An 18,508-nucleotide genomic window follows, 5' to 3' on the forward strand; every position below is an offset into this window, starting at 1 on the left:
CTGATGGATTTTACTGAGATATAAGTTTATCTCAGCTTCAAAAAAGCGATTTCTAATCGCTTTTTTGAAAGTTCTTAAAGATATTATTTGCTAGGAACTTTGATATCTCCTGAAATAATTTTAGCTTTAGCCTCTTTAATCGCTTTAACGGCGTCATCTGAAAGGTTTGTAGTTGCTATATCAACTCCACCATCCTTCAAACCATAAGTTGTTACATTACCACCTGGGAATTTACCTTTACTTGTTTTAGTAGCAATCAATTCAACTGATTTTCCAACTTCTTTAATTGATGAAGCCAAAACAAAGTTAGAAGCCTTACCATCTTTAGAAGTATACTTACCTTCTGCTGCTTGGTCACGGTCTACACCTAATACCCAAACTTTGTCAGCTTCTTTTAAAGATTCATTGCGTGATTTTGCTTCACTGAATACACCTGCACCAGTTCCACCAGCTACTTGATAAACAATATCTGCGCCAGAAGCATATTGTGCGGCTGCAATTGTCTTACCCTTAGCAGCATCACCGAATGAACCAGCATAGTCAACTTTAATTTTAATTGATTTATCAACTGATTTGACACCTGCTTCAAAACCTTTTTCCAAACGGGTAATAACCTCAGATTCCATACCACCTACAAAGCCAACTGTTTTTGTTTTGGTAGTTTTAGCGGCTGCAATACCTGCTAAGTAAGCTGATTCATTATCCGCAAAGACAACACTTGCAACATTATCTTTCCCTTTAATAACATCATCAACGATGACGTAATTAACATCTTTGTTATTGTCTGCTGCTTTATCAATAGCATCATGAAGAGAAAATCCAATACCGAAAATCAATTTATAACCACTAGACACAGCTGTATCTAAGTTAGTTGCATAATCAGATTCACTTGCCGATTGGAAATAGTCAAAACCAGCTCCTTTTTTAAGGCCATTCTTCTTGCCCCAAGCTTGCATACCTTCCCAACCAGATTGGTTAAATGATTTATCATCAACACCACCGGTATCTGTTACCATTGCAACCTTCAAGCTATCTGATTTACCACCAGATTTAGAAGCACCACGATGTCCACATGCAGCTAAACTAAGTACTGCAATCGAAGCCAAGCCGATCCCGGCAATTTTTTTGTTCATGAAATGAACCCTCCTAAAAAACTTAATATTTAAGCTAAATGCTTAAAAGAGCAACTGATTTAAATTATTTTAAATCAACAAACGAGTATGGTAACAACTCACCGACCGTCGTCTCGACCGTCTTACCATTTTTAGCAATCAATGTAACTTTAGCATTCTTATTAAAAAATTCCACCATCACTTGACGGCATGCACCGCAAGGAGAAATTGGTTCTTCAGTATTTCCATAAATAGCAATTTCCGAAAAATCTTTATAACCTTCTGAAACAGCTTTAAAAATTGCAGTACGCTCAGCACAGTTTGCTAATCCATAACTGATATTTTCAACGTTACATCCTGTAAATATTTTTCCTTCTGCTGTACGCAATGCTGCGCCTACTGGAAATTTCGAGTAAGGAACGTATGCATTTTCACTCGCTTTTACAGCCAATTTTTTCAACTCTATATTTCCCATTTTTAGTAGCTGCACCTTTCGCTTCATAATGTTTACTGGCAAAATTTTTAGAACACGTTTATTATCTTCTTATCAAACACAGAAGTATTTATTATTGAGTAACCAAGTCTTGTAGTTTCATTAGTCTTGGTATTTTAGCTGAATCTATTTTACCATTTTTTTTAGATAATGTAAGTAGTTTTTTATAATTTTCAGAATAAAAAGCAGAATTCTTTTTATCTTATACGGAATTTAAAGAAAACATTTTTAGAGAAAACCTTTCCAAAAAATAATACGATAGTTATTATCCGAACTATTTATTATTTTTACGCTTTAGGGATATCATTTAGACTTTTTCACTTCTCAATATATAATATCCCTTATCTTTTTTTAAAATATCGCAATTACCAAAAGTATCTAGCATTTTAGCTTTTGCACTTGGAGCGCCTTGTTTCTTTTGAATGACAATGGTAAGGCTACCGCCTGTATTAAGGTAACAGATACTTTCTTCGATAATAGAATGAACAACTTGCTTTCCAGCACGAATAGGTGGGTTGCTTATAATATAGTCGAAAGTTTTAGAAATATTTTCATAAATGTTTGACTGAAAGACTTCAACTACTACTCCATTGCGTGTTGCATTTTTCTTAGCTAATTCCAATGCTCTCGTATTAATGTCAACCATAGTTGCTTTAACTCCTTGCACTTTGGCTAGAGAAATTCCCAGCGGACCGTATCCACACCCAAGGTCTAACAAGGATTTATTTTTTTCAAAATGTAAACTATTTAGAAGGACTTGACTACCATAATCTATCATTCTTTTAGAGAAAACTCCTGCATCAGTTAAAAAACTGAATGATTCTCCTAATAATTTGACATTTAGCTCATGAATATCATGTTCAACATTAGGATTCTCTGTATAATACATATTAGCCATAAATAATTCTAACCCTCCAATTTCGCCATATTATTTTACCATATTTTGAAACGGTTTTCAATCACTCAATAAAATGTTATAATAGCTTTCATATAGGAGTTTGACATGAATAATGAATTTATTAATTTCGACCGTATTTCCAGAGAAAATTGGAAGGACTTACATCAGCAATCCCAAGCTTTACTAACTGAAAAAGAGCTTGAATCTATCAAAAGCTTAAACGATAATATTAATATTCAAGATGTTATTGACATCTACCTTCCTTTAATTAACCTTATTCAAATCTATAAACGTAGTCAAGAAAATTTATCTTTTTCTAAAGCAATATTTCTTAAAAAGGAAAATTATCAACGTCCTTTTATTATCGGCATATCAGGGTCAGTTGCTGTTGGAAAATCAACTACCAGTCGCTTACTACAATTACTAATTTCACGAACTTTTAAAGATAGTCACGTCGAATTAGTCACTACTGATGGCTTTTTATATCCTAACGAGAAACTCATACAAAATGGAATTTTAAACCGTAAAGGTTTCCCGGAATCCTATGATATGGAGTCACTTCTAAATTTCTTAGATACTATAAAGAACGGTATAACCGCGAAAATCCCAATTTATTCTCATGAAATCTACGATATCGTTCCAAATCAATTGCAAACTATTGAAACACCAGATTTTTTAATTTTAGAAGGAATAAATGTCTTTCAAAACCAACAAAACCATCGACTTTACATGAATGATTATTTTGATTTTTCAATATACATTGATGCTGAAAATAAACAAATTGAAGAATGGTATTTACAACGATTTAACAGTCTTCTACAATTAGCCGAAGCAGACCCTAGTAATTACTATCATAAATTCACACAAATACCGCCACATAAAGCTATGGAACTAGCTAAAGATATTTGGAAAACTATTAATTTAGTCAACCTTGAAAAATATATAGAACCAACCAGAAATAGGGCTGATTTTATTATTCATAAAGGGAAACATCATAAAATTGATGAAATTTATCTCAAAAAGTGATAAAGGGTTGCCAAAAATCACTTAATTAGATATACTTATATAGTTAGATTAATATGGAGGTGAAAACATTGGCAAATATTAAATCAGCTATCAAACGCGCTGAACTTAACGTTAAACAAAACGAAAAAAACTCAGCACAAAAATCAGCTATGCGTACTGCTATTAAAGCATTTGAAGCTAACCCTTCAGAAGAACTTTACCGCGCTGCTTCTTCAAGCATCGACAAAGCTGCTTCTAAAGGTTTAATTCACACAAACAAAGCAAGCCGCGATAAAGCACGTCTTGCAACTAAACTTGGTTAATTAACCTAGAAAACATCGGATATATCGATGTTTTTTATTTAATTTTTTCGTAGAATAAAAGACTAGGAGAAATTCCTAGTCTTTTATTCTTTACTATAAACATCTTCACCAAACCATTTGTAAGAGATTTTTTGAAATCTCCCCTTATTATGAAGCTGTTTGAAAGCTTTGTTAATCTTTTCAATTAGTCTACGATCAACTTTACGAGCTCCTACTACAAAATTTTCTCCTTGATAAGCAGTTTTAACAAAATAATAAGCTTTTATATTTCCTTCTTGCTTTAAATAATAGTTAGCATAAACTTCATCAATCAAAAGACCATCAATACGGTTATTTTTTAAATCAATCAAAGCCTGAGTGAAAGTATCGTATTGAACTGCTTCTTTTCCTTTTACAAACTTTTTTAAAATATCAGGTTTAGCGTTAAAAGCATCAAAACCAGATGAACCCGACTGGGCTCCTAGTTTTTTCCCCTTCATATCCTTAATACTATTAATATGTGATGAAGTTTTAGTAACAATTACTTGATGATTATTCATATATGGGTTTGTAAAAGCGACTTTTTTAGCACGTTCTGCCGTTTTTGAATAACCATTCCAAATAAGGTCTATATTACCATTATTAAGTTCAGTTTCTTTCATATCCCAGTTAATAGGCTGCCATTTCACTGAAATACCGTATTCTTTAAAAACAGCATTAGCTAAATCAATATCAAAGCCGATATAGTCACCAGAACGACTTTCAAATCCCATAGGAACAAAAGTATTATCAAATCCAATAGTAATTTTCTTTTCCTTTTGATAATGTTCCCAATTATCAATACCAGCCATTTCCTTATTAGACATACCACATGCTGATAATATAATCATAAATAATCCAAATATAATGGTTAATAATATATTTTTGTGAGTCAACAATCTACCCCCAAGTCTACTTAGGATTAATTTTGAGAATCGTATCAGATATACTTTCAGCAAATTGAAGATCATGTGTTACTACAATTTGTGTCATACCTGTTTCTCTATTTTGTAAAATTAGTTTTTCTACTTCTTGACGCAACTCTGGATCAAGAGCGCTAGTTGGCTCATCATAACCAATAATCTGTGGATCAATCATCATCGCACGAGCTAGTGCGACACGTTGCTTTTGCCCCCCAGATAATGAAAATGGATAGACTAAAGCATGGTCTTTAAGTCCCAAGCGTTCAAGTAATACTAAGGCTTTTTCTTTAGCAAGTTCTTTTGATAATCCCATCGTTTTAACAGGAGAGAGGATCAAATTATCTAATACTGTTAAATGTGGGAATAATTGAAAGTCTTGGAAGACGAATCCTAAAAGATTTAGTGTTTCCAAATGATCAACAGATACTTCTTTACCATCGTGAACAATAGTCCCTGAATCAATCTTTTCCAATCCAGCTAACATACGTAATAGTGTTGTTTTTCCACCTCCAGAAGGTCCTACTAAAGAGAGAATTTTACCTTCTTCTACAGTCAGATTGAAATCTTTAAAGATTTCTTTTTGCCCATAGCATTTAGAAATATTTTTTAATTCTAACATCGTCCCTCCTTATTTATAGTAGTTAAAACGCTTTTCAACTTGTTTAGATAAAATAGTTAAAAGACCAATTAATAATAGGTAAATACCACCTGCTATAAACATTGGTGCAAGTGTTGCATCCCTATTTGCGGCTGTCTTACTTTCTAGAAGTAAGTCGCCCACACCAAGTATGTAAACCAATGAGGAATCTTTCACTAAAGTAATCGTTTCATTGAAAACACTCGGTAAGACTATTTTGAAGACTTGAGGTAATACTATGTACCAAACCGTTTGAAACTTAGAAAACTTTAATACCTTTGCAGCTTCATATTGCCCTTTAGGAATAGACTCAATACCTCCTCGAAAAATCTCTGCAAAATAAGCTGCATAATTCATCGTAAAAGCAATAATCGCAGCTGGCATACGATCAAAAGAAATCCCTACACTTGGTAAAAAGTAATAAAAAAAGATAAGCTGTAATAACAGAGGCGTGCCTCGCATAATCCAAATATAAGTTGTCAGTAGCCATTGAAGCGGCTTAAAATGAACTTTCATTAGGAAGGCTACAACAATACCAAGTGGAATTGATAAACAAATAACAATAAAGAAAACTTGCAATGTCACTTGCGCACCTACTAATAAGCTAGGTAAGATTTCTAAAATATAAGACATGGTCCCCCCTAAATAAAAAATAGATGTTCTCATTATATCAAAATTCAAACCAATGTCATAGAGCTTTTTTAATAAAAATGCATGAAATCAAGTCATATTCAAAAAGCAATTGACCGTTGCCAATTGCCTGAAAGCTATTTTTTTACAAACTCAGATTTTAGTTTCATAGCTCCAAAACCATCAATTTTACAATCGATATTATGATCGCCATCAACTAAACGAATATTTTTAACACGAGTGCCTTGCTTAATATCCTTAGGCGCTCCTTTTACTTTTAAATCCTTAATAACTGTCACAGTATCTCCATCTGATAAGCGCGTTCCATTGCTATCCAATACAATTAAACCTACTTCTTCTTCGATTTCTTCTGGATTCCACTCGTAAGCACATTCTGGACAAACCAGTAAAATACCGTCTTCATAGACATATTCAGAGTTACACTTAGGGCAATTTGGTAATGACATTTTTCTCTCCTTAAATTAATTAATAAAATAGTCAGCAAGTAACATTCTAACTGATTATAGGCTTCTTGACAATAGGAAAAAGCCTATTTTCCTTCAAAAATAGGCTTTTTTACAATTTTTAATATTTTGTAGTTAATATTAGCGTATTTTAGTGTAACGAGTCTATTCAACAGTTACAGCTTTTGCCAAATTACGTGGTTTATCAACATCTAAGCCACGTTGTAATGAAGCATAGTAAGCAATTAATTGAGTCGGAATAACCATTGAAATGGCTGATAAGAATGGGTGAACTTTATTAACAATAATATCATCACCTTCACGTTCCAACCCTTCTTCTACAATAATCAAAGCATTTGCTCCGCGAGAAACAACTTCTTGGATATTTCCACGAGTATGCGCTGCAATAGTTGAATCAGCAGATATTAAAGCAATAACAGGAGTATTGTCTTCAATCAACGAAATTGTACCATGTTTTAATTCACCTGCAGCAAAACCTTCTGTCTGAATATAAGAAATCTCTTTTAGCTTCAGTGCAGCCTCCATTGTAACATAATAGTCGTTACCACGACCAATGTAGAAGGCATTACGTGTCGAGATTAACAACTGCTCTACCTTCTCAGAGATAACATCTTTTTCTGATAAGGTCGCTTCAATTGATTGTGCTACAATTGACAATTCATGAACCAAATCAAAATCTTTTGCTTCTGCCTTACCATTTGCTTCTCCTACCGCTTTTGCTAAGAAAGCTAACGTTGCAACTTGAGCAGTATATGCTTTTGTAGAAGCAACAGCGATTTCAGGTCCTGCATGAATGAGCATCGTATAGGTTGCTTCACGAGAAAGTGTTGAGCCAGGCACATTTGTTATAGTTAAACTAGGGATTCCCATTTCGTTTGCTTTAACTAAAACTTGTCTACTATCTGCTGTTTCTCCCGATTGACTAAGTAAAATAAACATTGGCTTCTTACTCAAAAGTGGCATGTTGTAACCCCATTCTGAAGAAACTCCAAGTTCAACAGGTGTATCAGTTAATTTTTCGATCATGGTCTTAGCAGCAAAACCAGCATGATATGACGTTCCTGCAGCCAATATGTAAAGACGATCTGCTTCTTGGACTGATTTTATAATATCAGAATCCACATTCATATCTCCAGATTCGTTCGCATAAGTTGAAATCAACTTACGCATCACAGTTGGTTGCTCATCAATTTCTTTAAGCATGTAGAATGGATAAGTCCCCTTACCAATATCTGATAAGTCAAGCTCTGCTGTGTAGCTACCACGTTCAATGACATTACCATCATAATCTTGAACTTCAACGCTATCTTTTTTAACAATAACGAGTTCTTTATCGTGGATTTCCATATATTCACTTGTCTCACGTATCATAGCCATGGCATCTGAACACACCATATTATAACCATTTCCCAAACCTATTAGAAGAGGTGATTTATTTTTAGCTACGTAAATCGTATCAGCATCTTGAGAATCAATAAGAGCAAATGCGTATGATCCTTCTATAATATGTAAGGCTTTTTTAAAGGCTTCAAGCACTGATAAGTTATCTTCTTCAACAAAGTGTTCAACTAAATGAATAGCTATTTCTGTATCAGTTTCACCCTTGAGGTTATGTTTTGTTAAGTAAGTTTCTTTAATTTGAAGGTAATTTTCAATAACACCATTGTGTACCAATACAAAACGACCAGATCCTGAAGTGTGAGGATGTGCATTTCCTTCAGTAGGTTTACCATGGGTTGCCCAACGTGTATGACCGATACCTGTCGTACCACTAACAGAATCTCCTACTTTTGCCTGAAGCTCCGCGATTCGACCGACTGACTTCACAAGTTGACTTTTGTTATCACCTACTACAAAAATACCTGCTGAGTCATATCCTCGGTACTCTAGCTTTTCTAAGCCTTGAATTAAAATATCCGTTGCATTTGTATTTCCAACTACACCTACGATACCACACATATTATTATTACCAATAAGAGCTTTCTCTTATACTTTCTATCTAAACTTTCTTTTTGAATTGGTATATATTAATATATACCGTTAAAAAGTAACAAAAACAGTATATAATTAATGTTTTTGTTTGTCAATAAAAAAATTGGTATAGTCTTTTTGATTTTCTGTGATAACGAGATAAACGCTATCAAAAATTCTATCTATCTTAAAAAAATATATTTCTTAGCCATTTTATTACATAAAAAGAATGGTATCAAATAATACCATTCTTTTACTACTCTGAAGCTGTAAAACCAAATTCACTTAGAGGGTATACTTTAAAGGTAATAACACCACGAATATCTTTCTCTTTGATTAATCCAAATTTTCGACTATCATTTTTATTTTGTCGATTATCATTTAACACAAGATAAGAACCCTTAGGAACTCTGCTTTCTTTATTTCGTGTTAATGTTTCAACTGAGAAGTCGGAAGTAAAGGGCATTTGACCGTCTTTCTTTTCAGAATAAGCATTTTTCATTTTTTCAATGTAAGGCTCATCCTTGAAAACATCATTCAAATATAAAATATCATCCATTACTCTCACTTTTTGATTTGGCTCACCAATAACACGACTAATATAGAAAATCTTTCCAACCTTATAGACAATAAAGTCTTTGTACTTAGGCGTCCTATTACGATTAACAACAACAACATCTCCGTTGCTAAAATAAGAATTTGTAGCATCCTTATGTACTTTAAAGGTTGCAAAAACAAAATATCTCAAGAGAATCAAAATCAATACAGCAATCAATGCTAAAATAATATTTCTAATAAAATCGCGTTTAACCATAACTACTCCTAATCTTTTTTCCATTATATCATGTTTTCATAGATAAAAAAAGGAGGGTAATTATTAATATCATATCCTATTCTAGTCACAATAATCGAATAATAAAAAGCAAAACATATAAAAAACCCATTATTTAAGGTATTCTTAAATAATAGGTTTGAATTCAAAAATTATTTAACAGTACGAACACGCATTGTGTTAGTTCCACCTGTACCTACAGGAACACCTGCAACGATAACGATATTATCGCCTGATTCAACAAATCCTGCTTCAAGTGCTACACGTTCTGCAACCTCAAACATATCATCTGTAGATGCTGGTTTGTCTGCAAGGACAGGGATAACACCCCAGTTAATCATCAATGAACGTTGTACTTTTTCATCAAATGTAACAGCCAAAATGTCTGCATCTGGACGGAATTTAGAAATGGCACGAGCTGTATTACCTGTTTCAGTAATTGTTACAACAAGTTTGATATCCATTGAGTGTGTTGCATCTTTAACCGCAGATGCAATAACATCAGTTTTGTTATTACGTGGGAATGCAGATGAGTCTAAGCGACCATACTCATTGAGTAATGTTTGAGCATTTTTATCAATAGTAGCCATTGTACGAACTGACTCAACTGGGTATTTACCATTAGCTGACTCACCTGAAAGCATTGTAGCATCAGTACCATCAATAACAGCATTGAAGACATCAGATACTTCTGAACGAGTCGCACGTGGTTTATCAGTCATTGTTTCAAGCATATTTGTTGCTGTAATAACTGCTTTACCAGCTGCATTAACTTTAGTAATGATCATTTTTTGGTAAACTGGAACCATTTCAAATGGAACTTCGATACCCATATCACCACGAGCAATCATAATACCATCTGCTGCTTCGATAATCTCATCAATATTATCGATACCTTGTTGATTTTCAATTTTAGCAAACAACTTAACGTGTCCATTGCCAGTTTCTTCACAAATAGCACGAACTTCATTAACATCTTTAGCAGTACGTACAAATGAGATAGCAATAAAGTTAAGTCCTTGCTCAAGTCCAAAACGGATATCAGCATTATCGCGTTCTGCAAGTGCTGGGAAAGGAATTTTAGTATAAGGGATGTTTACACCTTTTTGTTTACCAATAAGGCCATCATTCTCAACAACTACTTCAAATTCACGAGTGTCTTTATCTTTTGCAAACACAGTAAGACCTAGTTTACCATCATCAACAAGGATTTGCTTACCAACTTCAACGTCATCAAAGATGTCAAGTCCACCAGCAACATTCAATGCAATCACTTCTGGAGTTGATTTGATACCTTGCTTAGTAGCAACACGTAATTTTGTACCTGTTGTATATGAATGGAAATCTGCACCATCTTCAAAAAGTTCTGTACGAATTTCAGGTCCTTTAGTATCAAGGAGGAAGCCAACTTTTTGTCCTGCAATCTCTTCTGCTTTACGAACAGTAGCCATACGAGCTCCTTGCTCAGCATGATCTCCATGTGAGAAGTTGAAACGGAAAACGTTAGCACCTTCTTTAATCAATTGAGCAATTTTTTCTGCTGAAGCTTCTACGTCAAGGCTTTCACCCCAGTATCCAGACTCACCAAACTTCTTACCACCACGGAATTCAACCGCAGGACCAAGTGTTGCAACGATTTTTACGCGTTTATTCATAATAATTTATGAGCTCCTTTTTATTTAAAGTGTCAAATTGACAAATTCTTATTTACTACTTTGGTTGGCAAGGTCACGATTAAGTGCTGCCAAGCGAAGGTCCGCTTTATGCGGATTATTAACAACGATTTTTCCTTCATCAGTCAAGCTGAACAAAGCACCTTCTTCTGCTAAACCTAAAATTGGACTTTCAACCATTTCTTCGTTGTGGACACCAACGGCTAAACCACCACGACCTTCTTTCAACAATTGAACAGCGTACGCTCCCATACGAGATGCTAAGACACGATCACGAGCCGTCGGACTACCACCACGGAGCAGATGTCCTAAATTCGTCACACGAAGATCGCTATCGTCTCCTGCTGCTTTCATTGTTTTTGCAAACTCATCACCACTCATAACACCTTCTGCAAGGACGATGATTTGGTGATGTTTACCAGCTGCATAGCCAGCTCTAACATTTGAGACAACTTCATCAATATTGAACTCTTCTTCAGGAACAATAATTTGATCTGCACCTGCAGCGATACCTGACCAAAGAGCGATATCTCCTGCATTTCTTCCCATAACCTCAACAACAAAAGTACGGTTATGACTTGCTGATGTATCACGAAGACGGTCAAGATTCTCAACTGCTGTCGCAACTGCTGTGTCAAAACCAATAGTATAGTCAGTGCCAACGATATCGTTATCAATTGTACCCGGCAAACCAACAGCTGGGAAACCGTGCTCAGTTAGACGCATAGCACCATGATAAGAACCATCACCACCGATAACTACTACACCTTCAATACCGTGTTTTTTAAGCTGTTCAATCCCTTTAAGCTGACCTTCAAGTTCAGCAAATTCAGGATAACGTGCTGAACGTAAAAACGTTCCTCCACGGTTGATAGTATCCCCAACAGAATTAGCATCCAAAGGGAAAATATCCCCTGTCACCATACCATAGTAACCTTGGTTGATGCCGTAAACTTCCATACCTTCAGAAATTGCTTTACGAACAACTGCACGGATAGCAGCGTTCATACCAGGGGCGTCACCACCACTAGTTAAAACAGCAATACGTTTCATTTAATTGGTACTCCTTTTATTAATTTAACGATTTAATTATAGCATATTAATTTGTAAATTTCTGCACTTTATATGCAATTTTATTGATAAACCGTTTTCACAACAAATTCAGATAAATCAAGGGCTAAGCCACTATCTTTTCTAACCAAATGTACTTTGCTTTGGATAGTTTCTTTAGTTGTTTCATAATGCAAATAGACAGGAATATGCCCTTTGTATTTGGACAATATTTCCGATATTTTTTTGTCGTTATCATGATTTTTTAGAAGTATCCAAAAACGTTCCTCCGTTGCTTCTTGAACACCGTTTAAAACCATCTGTAATCGCTCATCTCGCTTCTGAATTTTTCCATGCAAGTAATAATATTTCCCTTCTTGTAAATCATCTCTTACAATATTGAAAGTTTCAGGAAAAACAGTAATATCCATTTTTGAATTAATATCCATAACAGTCAAGAAAGCCATTTGTTGCCCAGAACTTTTTGTCCTAATAACTTTGACCTGCTTTAGCTGAACTAAAATAGTAGCTTCGCTATTTTCTTGAACTTGACTAATTGGTATAAACGGACGGCTAGCTTTTTGTGAAATCCCCACTAAAGGGTGCGGGCTGATTCCTACTCCTAAGATATCTTGTTCCATTTCATATTTCTCAGAATTAGAGAAATCTTCTACTTCTAGCCAATGATATGAGGTATCTGCAAATAAACTACCTAGTTCATTTACAAATGTAAATAAAGAATCAAGATTAGAGGTGATTTTCCGTCTATTATTATCAAATTCGTCAAATGCTCCAATAGCAATTAGCGGAGAAATAAAACCACTTTTTTGAAACTGCTGTGGCAGCCTCATTAGAAAATCTTCAATACTCTGAAACGGTTGATTTTTAGAAATCCAATAAGCCAAATCGTTAGGAACACCCTTAATATTTTTTAAACCTAAATAAATTTTCTTTTTATAGATGCGGTCTCTGTATGAAATAGTATTAATTGAAGGTTTTTCAATAACAAAACCCAAATCAATAGCATCGATTAGATAATCACTATTTGAATAATTTATCATGATGTCATAAAAGACATCGGAATAATGGGCTTTGAAATAGGCTAATTGAAAAGCTAAAGCCGAATAAGCAAACGCATGGCTGCGATTAAACCCATAACCTGCAAATTTAGCCATGCGTTCAAATATAAGTCGAGCATCTTCTTGACGATGTCCCTTAGATACTGCACCCTCTAAGAAGGATTGAGACATCTTTTGCATCTCCTTAGAATTTTTCTTAGACATAGCACGTCTGAGCAAATCAGACTTGCCTAGCGTAAAACCTGCGTAGGTCTGGGCAATCTGCATAACCTGTTCTTGATAGAGCATTATGCCATAGGTAGGTTGTAAAATTGGAGCTATGACAGGATCTACTAAATCGATTTTTTCTTTACCAAAACGACGGTTTATAAAATTCTCAGTATAATCACTTGCACCAGGCCTATTCAAGCTGGTGGTAGCTACCACATCTTCAAAACACTCTGGCCTAATACGTCGCAACAAATTAATAGCTCCACTTTGCTCAAATTGAAAAATCCCCTTTGTTTGACCAGCTGCAAATAGTTTTAGAGTCTCTTTATCTTCTAAATCAATAGTTTCTAATTGTATAGAGATACCGTAGTCCTTATCGACTTTCTCCTTCATTTTCTGAACAAATGTCAAATTTCGAAGACCTAGAAAGTCCATTTTTAGAAGACCATTATCCTCAACAGAACTAGCATCATATTGCGTTATCATCATATCCTCACCGTTTTTTAAAGGAATATGATCTGTTAACAAATCGTCACTCATTACTACCCCAGCGGCATGAATAGAAGTCTGTCTAGGATTTCCTTCAATACGCTTAGCAATATCATAGGCTTTTTGGTATTCAATTTTACTATCTATTATTTGTCTGAAAGCTAAGTTGCGGTTATAAACACTGGTCAAATTATCTCTGAAATGAATTTTTTTAGTTATGTTTGTTAACTCATACTCTGATGCACCAAAGCGTTTAAAAACATCTCGAATAGCCTGTTTCGCACCAAAAGTTGAGAAGGTTACAATCTGTGCAGAATGCATTGAACCATATCGATTACGTACATAGCGCAAGAATTCTCCACGATAAATATCCGGAAGATCAATATCAATATCTGGCATCGAATAACGCTCTTCATTTAAAAAACGTTCAAAAATTAAATTATGTTTGACAGGATCGATACCGGTAATATTTAAAGCATATGAGACTAAACTTCCCGCTGCTGAACCACGTCCCATTCCCATATAGTAGCCCTTACTACGACCAAATCTTAATAAATCCCACACAATAAGGAAATAGTCATCAAAGCCCATTTTGTGAATGATTGTTAATTCTTTTTCGAGACGCTCTTGATAAGCATCGCTCCATAAACCTTTACTTTTTAAGTTATTTTGAGTTAAGGTTCTTAATTCTTCTCCAGCAGGAATTTCTCTATTAAAAATAGGTAACTTAAAGTCAGAATCAAAGTGATAAGCAACATTCTCTACCAAAGATTCTAGGTTAGCTAAAGCTTCAGGAAAACGTTCCTTGAATGCTAGAGTCATTTCTTGACAAGGTTTTAATTCTTGATTTTTGCTCGCATATTGTGCGTCTTTTAACAGGACATTATCTCTTATAGCATGAAGCATCTGTAATGTCTCAATATCATTTTTTTGAAAATATCGAACAGTATCTATGGCTATAATGGGTTTGGTATATGGAATCTGCGGAGAGGTCAAATTAACACCAATAACATAATCAAAGGGTAAATTGAGCTGATCAAGAACATCTTGATAGGGAAGAATCAATTGCACCCCTTCAAGATGTTCTGTCAATAAATTTAGAGACATCTTCTCAGACATTTGAGCCGTTGACAACTTCAAGAGATTCTTATAACCAACTGTATTTATCGCAATACAGTAAACTTCTATTGATCTATTTTCAACCACTATATCAAAGCTAAATCCAACTATTGGTCTTAGGTTTGCCTTTTGCGCCTCTTGAATAAAATGATATGCTGCATAAAGATTACTGTGGTCCAAGATACCAATAGTTTGATATCCTAATGATTTCGATTTAGAGACATATGTCTTTAAATCAACCAAGCTATCCATAAAAGAATAAACGGTTCTTGTATCAAGTTGTGCAAACATAGTAGCCCCTTTTTACGATTTTTTACTATTATACTATGAAACAATAAACGATTAAAGTCTCAATGATAATTCCTTGACATTTCAAATATTTTTTTGTACTATTTTTATAGTACAAAAAGTACAAGATTATGAAAGGAGTTATCTATGGCTTGGGAATTCAATGAAAAATCACCTATTTATTCACAAATTGCTGAACATATAAAGATGCAAATTGTTAGTCAAGAAATAAAAAGTGGTGACCAATTGCCTACCGTGAGAGAGTTAGCTCAAGAAGCTGGTGTTAACCCAAATACCATGCAACGTGCCTTCACTGAATTGGAACGTGAAGGAATGGTATTCTCACAACGTACTTCCGGACGCTTTGTTACAGAAGACAACTTACTAATTGGTAAAATTCGTCAACAAGTTGCAAAAGCAGAGTTAGCAACTTTTGTCAACAACATGAAAAAAATAGGATATAAATTAGATGAAATTACGGTTGCTCTCGATCATTTTATAAAGGAGATTAATTAAATGACACAGTTATTACAACTTCATCATGTTACAAAGAAATATCACAAACATACTGCTGTTAATGATGTGACTGTAAGTATTCCAACAGGAAAGATTATAGGTTTATTAGGTCCAAATGGTAGCGGAAAAACAACAATCATCAAAATGATAAATGGATTACTTCAGCCAGATAAGGGAGATATCGTTATTGATGGTTACAGACCGTCTGTTGAAACCAAAAAAATTATTTCATATCTCCCTGATACTTCATATTTACAAGAAAATATGAAAATCAAAGACGTCGTTACATTATTTGAAGATTTCTATAACGATTTTGATTCAAAGGTAGCATATCAACTATTTGAGGATCTTAACCTAAATCCTAGGGAACGTCTAAAAAACCTATCAAAAGGGAACAAGGAAAAAGTTCAATTAATACTTGTTATGAGTCGTAAAGCTAGGCTCTACATCCTTGATGAACCTATTGGTGGTGTAGACCCTGCAGCGCGTGACTACATTTTAAAAACAATCATTAGCAACTACTCTAATGATGCTTCTGTTTTAATTTCGACTCACTTAATTTCTGACATTGAACCTATCCTTGATGAAGTTATCTTCCTTAAAGAAGGAGAAATTGACCTACAAGGCAATGCTGATGACTTAAGAGAAGAGCACAACTGTTCGATTGATGCTCTCTTTCGTGAAAGATTCAAGAAATAAAGGAGATTGATATGTTTGGAAAATTATTAAAATATGAATTAAAATCAGTTGGTAAGTGGTATCTAACACTCAACGCTGCGGTTTTATTAGTATCTATTATTTTAGGACTGGTATTAAAGGCACTTGGCGGCAATTTTTCTACTGATACTAATAGTACTAGCGCCCAAATATTCACTATAATACTCGTTTTATTGTTAGCGATGGTTATTTCAGGATCTCTGTTATCCACCCTTGCTATTATTATCAAACGTTTTTATAGCAATATCTTCGGCCGTCAAGGATATCTAACCTTAACGCTCCCAGTAACTACGAATCAGATTATTTGTTCAAAGCTACTAGCTTCTCTTCTTTGGAGTATTTTTAATATTTTTATTGTCATTATTGGAATCATATTGGTCATATTACCTTTAGTAGGTATTGGTCAGTTCGTTGTCGCTTTTCCAGAAATCTATAAAATTATTTCATCTTCGAACGCTCCACTTTTTATCGCCTATTTCTTTCTATCGTACGTTGCAGGGACATTACTGATTTATCTCTCTATCGCTGTAGGGCAATTATTTACAAACAAACGTGTATTGATGGGAATTGTTTCTTATTTTGGAATATCACTCTTAATTACTTTCTTAACATTAATAATAGATAGTATTTTTCATATTGATTTATTCAACTCTCATGCAAATGCAACATTCTCTCAACCTGTATTGCTCTACAATATACTTGTTAGCATTGTTGAAATTGCTATATTCTATATGTTGACACACTCTATTATTAAGTACAAACTTAATATACAATAAAAAGATTGGAGATATATCTCCAACCTTTTTTTATTTTTAATTCAAAAAATTTTTCAAAATATCACCGCCATAAATCCACAAATAGCTATAACCGATGATAGAAATAGGTTTCGTTATCATAATGATTGTCACAAAGCGCTTAATAGACATATTAGATAGACCGGTAATCATCACCATGATGTCCGCTGGTGAAATGGGAGATGCCATACAAAAGATAAAAAACCTTTCATATCCGGATGTTTCTAGCTTAGACTCATATTTATCAAATGTCTTCTGATCCATAAATAGCAAAACGAATTTTCGTCCATAAAATTTGACTAACCAAAAAAGGATGACACTTCCGATGATAATCCCAATATAGTTATAAATAAAGCCTAAGGTAGGACCAAAAATTAAGAAACCTGCTACTGTTGTAACACCTCCAGGAATTACTGGAAAAACAATCTGTACAATTTGAGCCACAATAAAAATCATTGGACCCCAAAATTCATACTTGTGTACTAGGTCTTTTAATTCATTGCTATCATTCAAAATACCAAGTTTGTACAAATAAACAACTAAGACAAGAGTCGCTATTAACGCTAAGACACCCAAAGCCTTAATAACCTTCTGCCAAAAGCGGTAACGTTTTGATAATTTCATATTCATGCTTTAATCATAACACAACTGTTAAATTTTTGCTATTTTAAATAGTATTTGTTATACTATATTGGTAAGTTTTTATGCTTTATTCTACTTTTGGGGTCGTTACGGATTCGACAGGCATTATGAGGTATATTTCGCGACTCATCGGCAGATGTAAAATGCCAGTTAAATATAACTGCAAAAAATACAAATTCTTACGCATTAGCTGCCTAAAAAACAGCCTGCGTGATCTTCACAAGATTGTTTGCGTTTTGCTAGAAGGTCTTATTTATCAGCAAACTACGTTTGGCTACTGTCTAGTTAGTTAAAAAGAGATTTATAGACTCGCTATGTGAGGGCTTGAGTTATGTGTCATCACCTAGTTAAATCAATACATAACCTATAGTTGTAGACAAATATATTAGCAGATGTTTGGACGTGGGTTCGACTCCCACCGGCTCCATATCATTTTACCATAACTTACTATACATACTTAAAACCTTGTTATTACAAGGTTTTAAGTATGTTTCTTTGTTCATACATTGCCTCTATCTTAGGAAAAAAATACTGGGAACAGACTCTAACATTGAATTAGGCCACCTCATTAGCTCACTCTTTGTCAATATCCGAGAATAAGTTC

Annotated in this window: 18 protein-coding genes and 1 other RNA gene; 6 read left to right on the forward strand and 13 right to left on the reverse strand. The window is 34.2% G+C overall.

Annotated features, from left to right (window positions below; translation table 11 throughout):
• Window positions 1–83 precede the first annotated feature (83 nt).
• From EGX70_RS02825 to EGX70_RS02835, 3 genes are all read right to left on the reverse strand, one after another.
• Window positions 84–1,133 (reverse strand): BMP family protein, encoded by a 1,050-nt coding sequence (locus tag EGX70_RS02825; protein ID WP_123947889.1) that lies wholly within the window; start codon window positions 1,131–1,133, stop codon window positions 84–86.
• A 64-nt stretch (window positions 1,134–1,197) separates the two neighbouring features.
• Window positions 1,198–1,587 carry a cytidine deaminase gene (locus EGX70_RS02830; protein ID WP_000526762.1) on the reverse strand — a complete coding sequence of 130 codons (390 nt, stop codon included), beginning with the start codon at window positions 1,585–1,587 and terminating at the stop codon, window positions 1,198–1,200.
• 325 nt (window positions 1,588–1,912) lie between these two features.
• Window positions 1,913–2,503, reverse strand: coding sequence for a class I SAM-dependent methyltransferase (locus EGX70_RS02835; protein WP_000002661.1), 591 nt, complete (start codon window positions 2,501–2,503; stop codon window positions 1,913–1,915).
• 105 nt (window positions 2,504–2,608) lie between these two features.
• Between EGX70_RS02835 and coaA the strand changes: the two genes are divergently transcribed.
• Entirely contained in the window at window positions 2,609–3,529 is a 921-nt protein-coding gene (gene coaA / locus EGX70_RS02840; RefSeq protein ID WP_001058331.1) for a type I pantothenate kinase, read from the forward strand.
• 53 nt (window positions 3,530–3,582) lie between these two features.
• The gene (rpsT, locus tag EGX70_RS02845; RefSeq protein ID WP_001872296.1) at window positions 3,583–3,831 is read left to right on the forward strand and encodes a 30S ribosomal protein S20; all 249 of its coding nucleotides are present in this window, start codon (window positions 3,583–3,585) and stop codon (window positions 3,829–3,831) included.
• Window positions 3,832–3,914: 83 nt separating this feature from the next.
• On the opposite strand, the gene EGX70_RS02850 is transcribed toward rpsT, so the two are convergent.
• The 9 genes from EGX70_RS02850 to EGX70_RS02895 all read right to left on the reverse strand — a co-directional run bounded on the left by EGX70_RS02850 (window position 3,915) and on the right by EGX70_RS02895 (window position 15,238).
• Window positions 3,915–4,748, reverse strand: coding sequence for an amino acid ABC transporter substrate-binding protein (locus EGX70_RS02850; protein ID WP_000955376.1), 834 nt, complete (start codon window positions 4,746–4,748; stop codon window positions 3,915–3,917).
• A 13-nt stretch (window positions 4,749–4,761) separates the two neighbouring features.
• Window positions 4,762–5,391: an amino acid ABC transporter ATP-binding protein gene (locus EGX70_RS02855; protein WP_000891276.1), complete on the reverse strand. Its 630-nt coding sequence runs from the start codon at window positions 5,389–5,391 to the stop codon at window positions 4,762–4,764.
• Window positions 5,392–5,400: 9 nt separating this feature from the next.
• A complete protein-coding gene (locus EGX70_RS02860; protein ID WP_000120401.1) occupies window positions 5,401–6,042 on the reverse strand; it encodes an amino acid ABC transporter permease in 642 nt (213 codons plus the stop codon).
• 134 nt (window positions 6,043–6,176) lie between these two features.
• Window positions 6,177–6,506, reverse strand: a complete 330-nt coding sequence (locus EGX70_RS02865; RefSeq protein WP_000056777.1) for a zinc ribbon domain-containing protein YjdM — start codon at window positions 6,504–6,506, stop codon at window positions 6,177–6,179.
• A 162-nt stretch (window positions 6,507–6,668) separates the two neighbouring features.
• Window positions 6,669–8,483, reverse strand: coding sequence for a glutamine--fructose-6-phosphate transaminase (isomerizing) (gene glmS, locus EGX70_RS02870; protein WP_000334317.1), 1,815 nt, complete (start codon window positions 8,481–8,483; stop codon window positions 6,669–6,671).
• Window positions 8,484–8,751: 268 nt separating this feature from the next.
• Window positions 8,752–9,309, reverse strand: a complete 558-nt coding sequence (gene lepB / locus EGX70_RS02880) for a signal peptidase I (RefSeq protein WP_000240773.1) — start codon at window positions 9,307–9,309, stop codon at window positions 8,752–8,754.
• Between the two features lie 170 nt (window positions 9,310–9,479).
• Complete coding sequence (gene pyk, locus EGX70_RS02885; protein ID WP_001042781.1) at window positions 9,480–10,982, reverse strand: pyruvate kinase; 1,503 nt, start codon at window positions 10,980–10,982, stop codon at window positions 9,480–9,482.
• A gap of 48 nt (window positions 10,983–11,030) precedes the next feature.
• The gene (gene pfkA, locus EGX70_RS02890) at window positions 11,031–12,053 is read right to left on the reverse strand and encodes a 6-phosphofructokinase (RefSeq protein ID WP_000820831.1); all 1,023 of its coding nucleotides are present in this window, start codon (window positions 12,051–12,053) and stop codon (window positions 11,031–11,033) included.
• 80 nt (window positions 12,054–12,133) lie between these two features.
• A complete protein-coding gene (locus EGX70_RS02895) occupies window positions 12,134–15,238 on the reverse strand; it encodes a DNA polymerase III subunit alpha (RefSeq protein WP_123947891.1) in 3,105 nt (1,034 codons plus the stop codon).
• Window positions 15,239–15,382: 144 nt separating this feature from the next.
• On the opposite strand from EGX70_RS02895, the gene EGX70_RS02900 reads away from it, so the two are divergent.
• The 3 genes from EGX70_RS02900 to EGX70_RS02910 are packed head-to-tail and all read left to right on the forward strand — an operon-like array spanning window position 15,383 to window position 17,244.
• Complete coding sequence (locus EGX70_RS02900; protein ID WP_000312256.1) at window positions 15,383–15,751, forward strand: GntR family transcriptional regulator; 369 nt, start codon at window positions 15,383–15,385, stop codon at window positions 15,749–15,751.
• The gene (locus tag EGX70_RS02905) at window positions 15,752–16,450 is read left to right on the forward strand and encodes an ABC transporter ATP-binding protein (protein ID WP_000192686.1); all 699 of its coding nucleotides are present in this window, start codon (window positions 15,752–15,754) and stop codon (window positions 16,448–16,450) included. It abuts the gene before it with no gap.
• 11 nt (window positions 16,451–16,461) lie between these two features.
• Window positions 16,462–17,244, forward strand: coding sequence for a hypothetical protein (locus EGX70_RS02910; RefSeq protein ID WP_000467138.1), 783 nt, complete (start codon window positions 16,462–16,464; stop codon window positions 17,242–17,244).
• A 36-nt stretch (window positions 17,245–17,280) separates the two neighbouring features.
• Here EGX70_RS02910 and EGX70_RS02915 read toward each other — a convergent pair whose 3' ends face one another.
• The gene (locus EGX70_RS02915) at window positions 17,281–17,892 is read right to left on the reverse strand and encodes a TVP38/TMEM64 family protein (protein ID WP_123947893.1); all 612 of its coding nucleotides are present in this window, start codon (window positions 17,890–17,892) and stop codon (window positions 17,281–17,283) included.
• A 92-nt stretch (window positions 17,893–17,984) separates the two neighbouring features.
• Here EGX70_RS02915 and ssrA point away from each other — a divergent pair.
• Window positions 17,985–18,334, forward strand: a transfer-messenger RNA (tmRNA) gene (gene ssrA / locus EGX70_RS02920).
• The last annotated feature ends 174 nt before the right edge of the window (window positions 18,335–18,508 follow it).

Origin of the sequence: Streptococcus sp. FDAARGOS_522 (genome assembly GCF_003812445.1) — a bacterium.
Lineage (GTDB): Bacteria > Bacillota > Bacilli > Lactobacillales > Streptococcaceae > Streptococcus > Streptococcus agalactiae.

Coding starts and splice junctions, on each gene's coding strand:
- EGX70_RS02825 (WP_123947889.1), bottom strand. CDS start 1,133: ATGAACAAAAAAATTGCCGGGATCGGCTTGGCTTCGATTGCAGTACTT.
- EGX70_RS02830 (WP_000526762.1), bottom strand. CDS start 1,587: ATGGGAAATATAGAGTTGAAAAAATTGGCTGTAAAAGCGAGTGAAAAT.
- EGX70_RS02835 (WP_000002661.1), bottom strand. CDS start 2,503: ATGGCTAATATGTATTATACAGAGAATCCTAATGTTGAACATGATATT.
- coaA (WP_001058331.1), top strand. CDS start 2,609: ATGAATAATGAATTTATTAATTTCGACCGTATTTCCAGAGAAAATTGG.
- rpsT (WP_001872296.1), top strand. CDS start 3,583: ATGGAGGTGAAAACATTGGCAAATATTAAATCAGCTATCAAACGCGCT.
- EGX70_RS02855 (WP_000891276.1), bottom strand. CDS start 5,391: ATGTTAGAATTAAAAAATATTTCTAAATGCTATGGGCAAAAAGAAATC.
- EGX70_RS02860 (WP_000120401.1), bottom strand. CDS start 6,042: ATGTCTTATATTTTAGAAATCTTACCTAGCTTATTAGTAGGTGCGCAA.
- EGX70_RS02865 (WP_000056777.1), bottom strand. CDS start 6,506: ATGTCATTACCAAATTGCCCTAAGTGTAACTCTGAATATGTCTATGAA.
- glmS (WP_000334317.1), bottom strand. CDS start 8,483: ATGTGTGGTATCGTAGGTGTAGTTGGAAATACAAATGCAACGGATATT.
- lepB (WP_000240773.1), bottom strand. CDS start 9,309: ATGGTTAAACGCGATTTTATTAGAAATATTATTTTAGCATTGATTGCT.
- pyk (WP_001042781.1), bottom strand. CDS start 10,982: ATGAATAAACGCGTAAAAATCGTTGCAACACTTGGTCCTGCGGTTGAA.
- pfkA (WP_000820831.1), bottom strand. CDS start 12,053: ATGAAACGTATTGCTGTTTTAACTAGTGGTGGTGACGCCCCTGGTATG.
- EGX70_RS02895 (WP_123947891.1), bottom strand. CDS start 15,238: ATGTTTGCACAACTTGATACAAGAACCGTTTATTCTTTTATGGATAGC.
- EGX70_RS02900 (WP_000312256.1), top strand. CDS start 15,383: ATGGCTTGGGAATTCAATGAAAAATCACCTATTTATTCACAAATTGCT.
- EGX70_RS02905 (WP_000192686.1), top strand. CDS start 15,752: ATGACACAGTTATTACAACTTCATCATGTTACAAAGAAATATCACAAA.
- EGX70_RS02910 (WP_000467138.1), top strand. CDS start 16,462: ATGTTTGGAAAATTATTAAAATATGAATTAAAATCAGTTGGTAAGTGG.
- EGX70_RS02915 (WP_123947893.1), bottom strand. CDS start 17,892: ATGAATATGAAATTATCAAAACGTTACCGCTTTTGGCAGAAGGTTATT.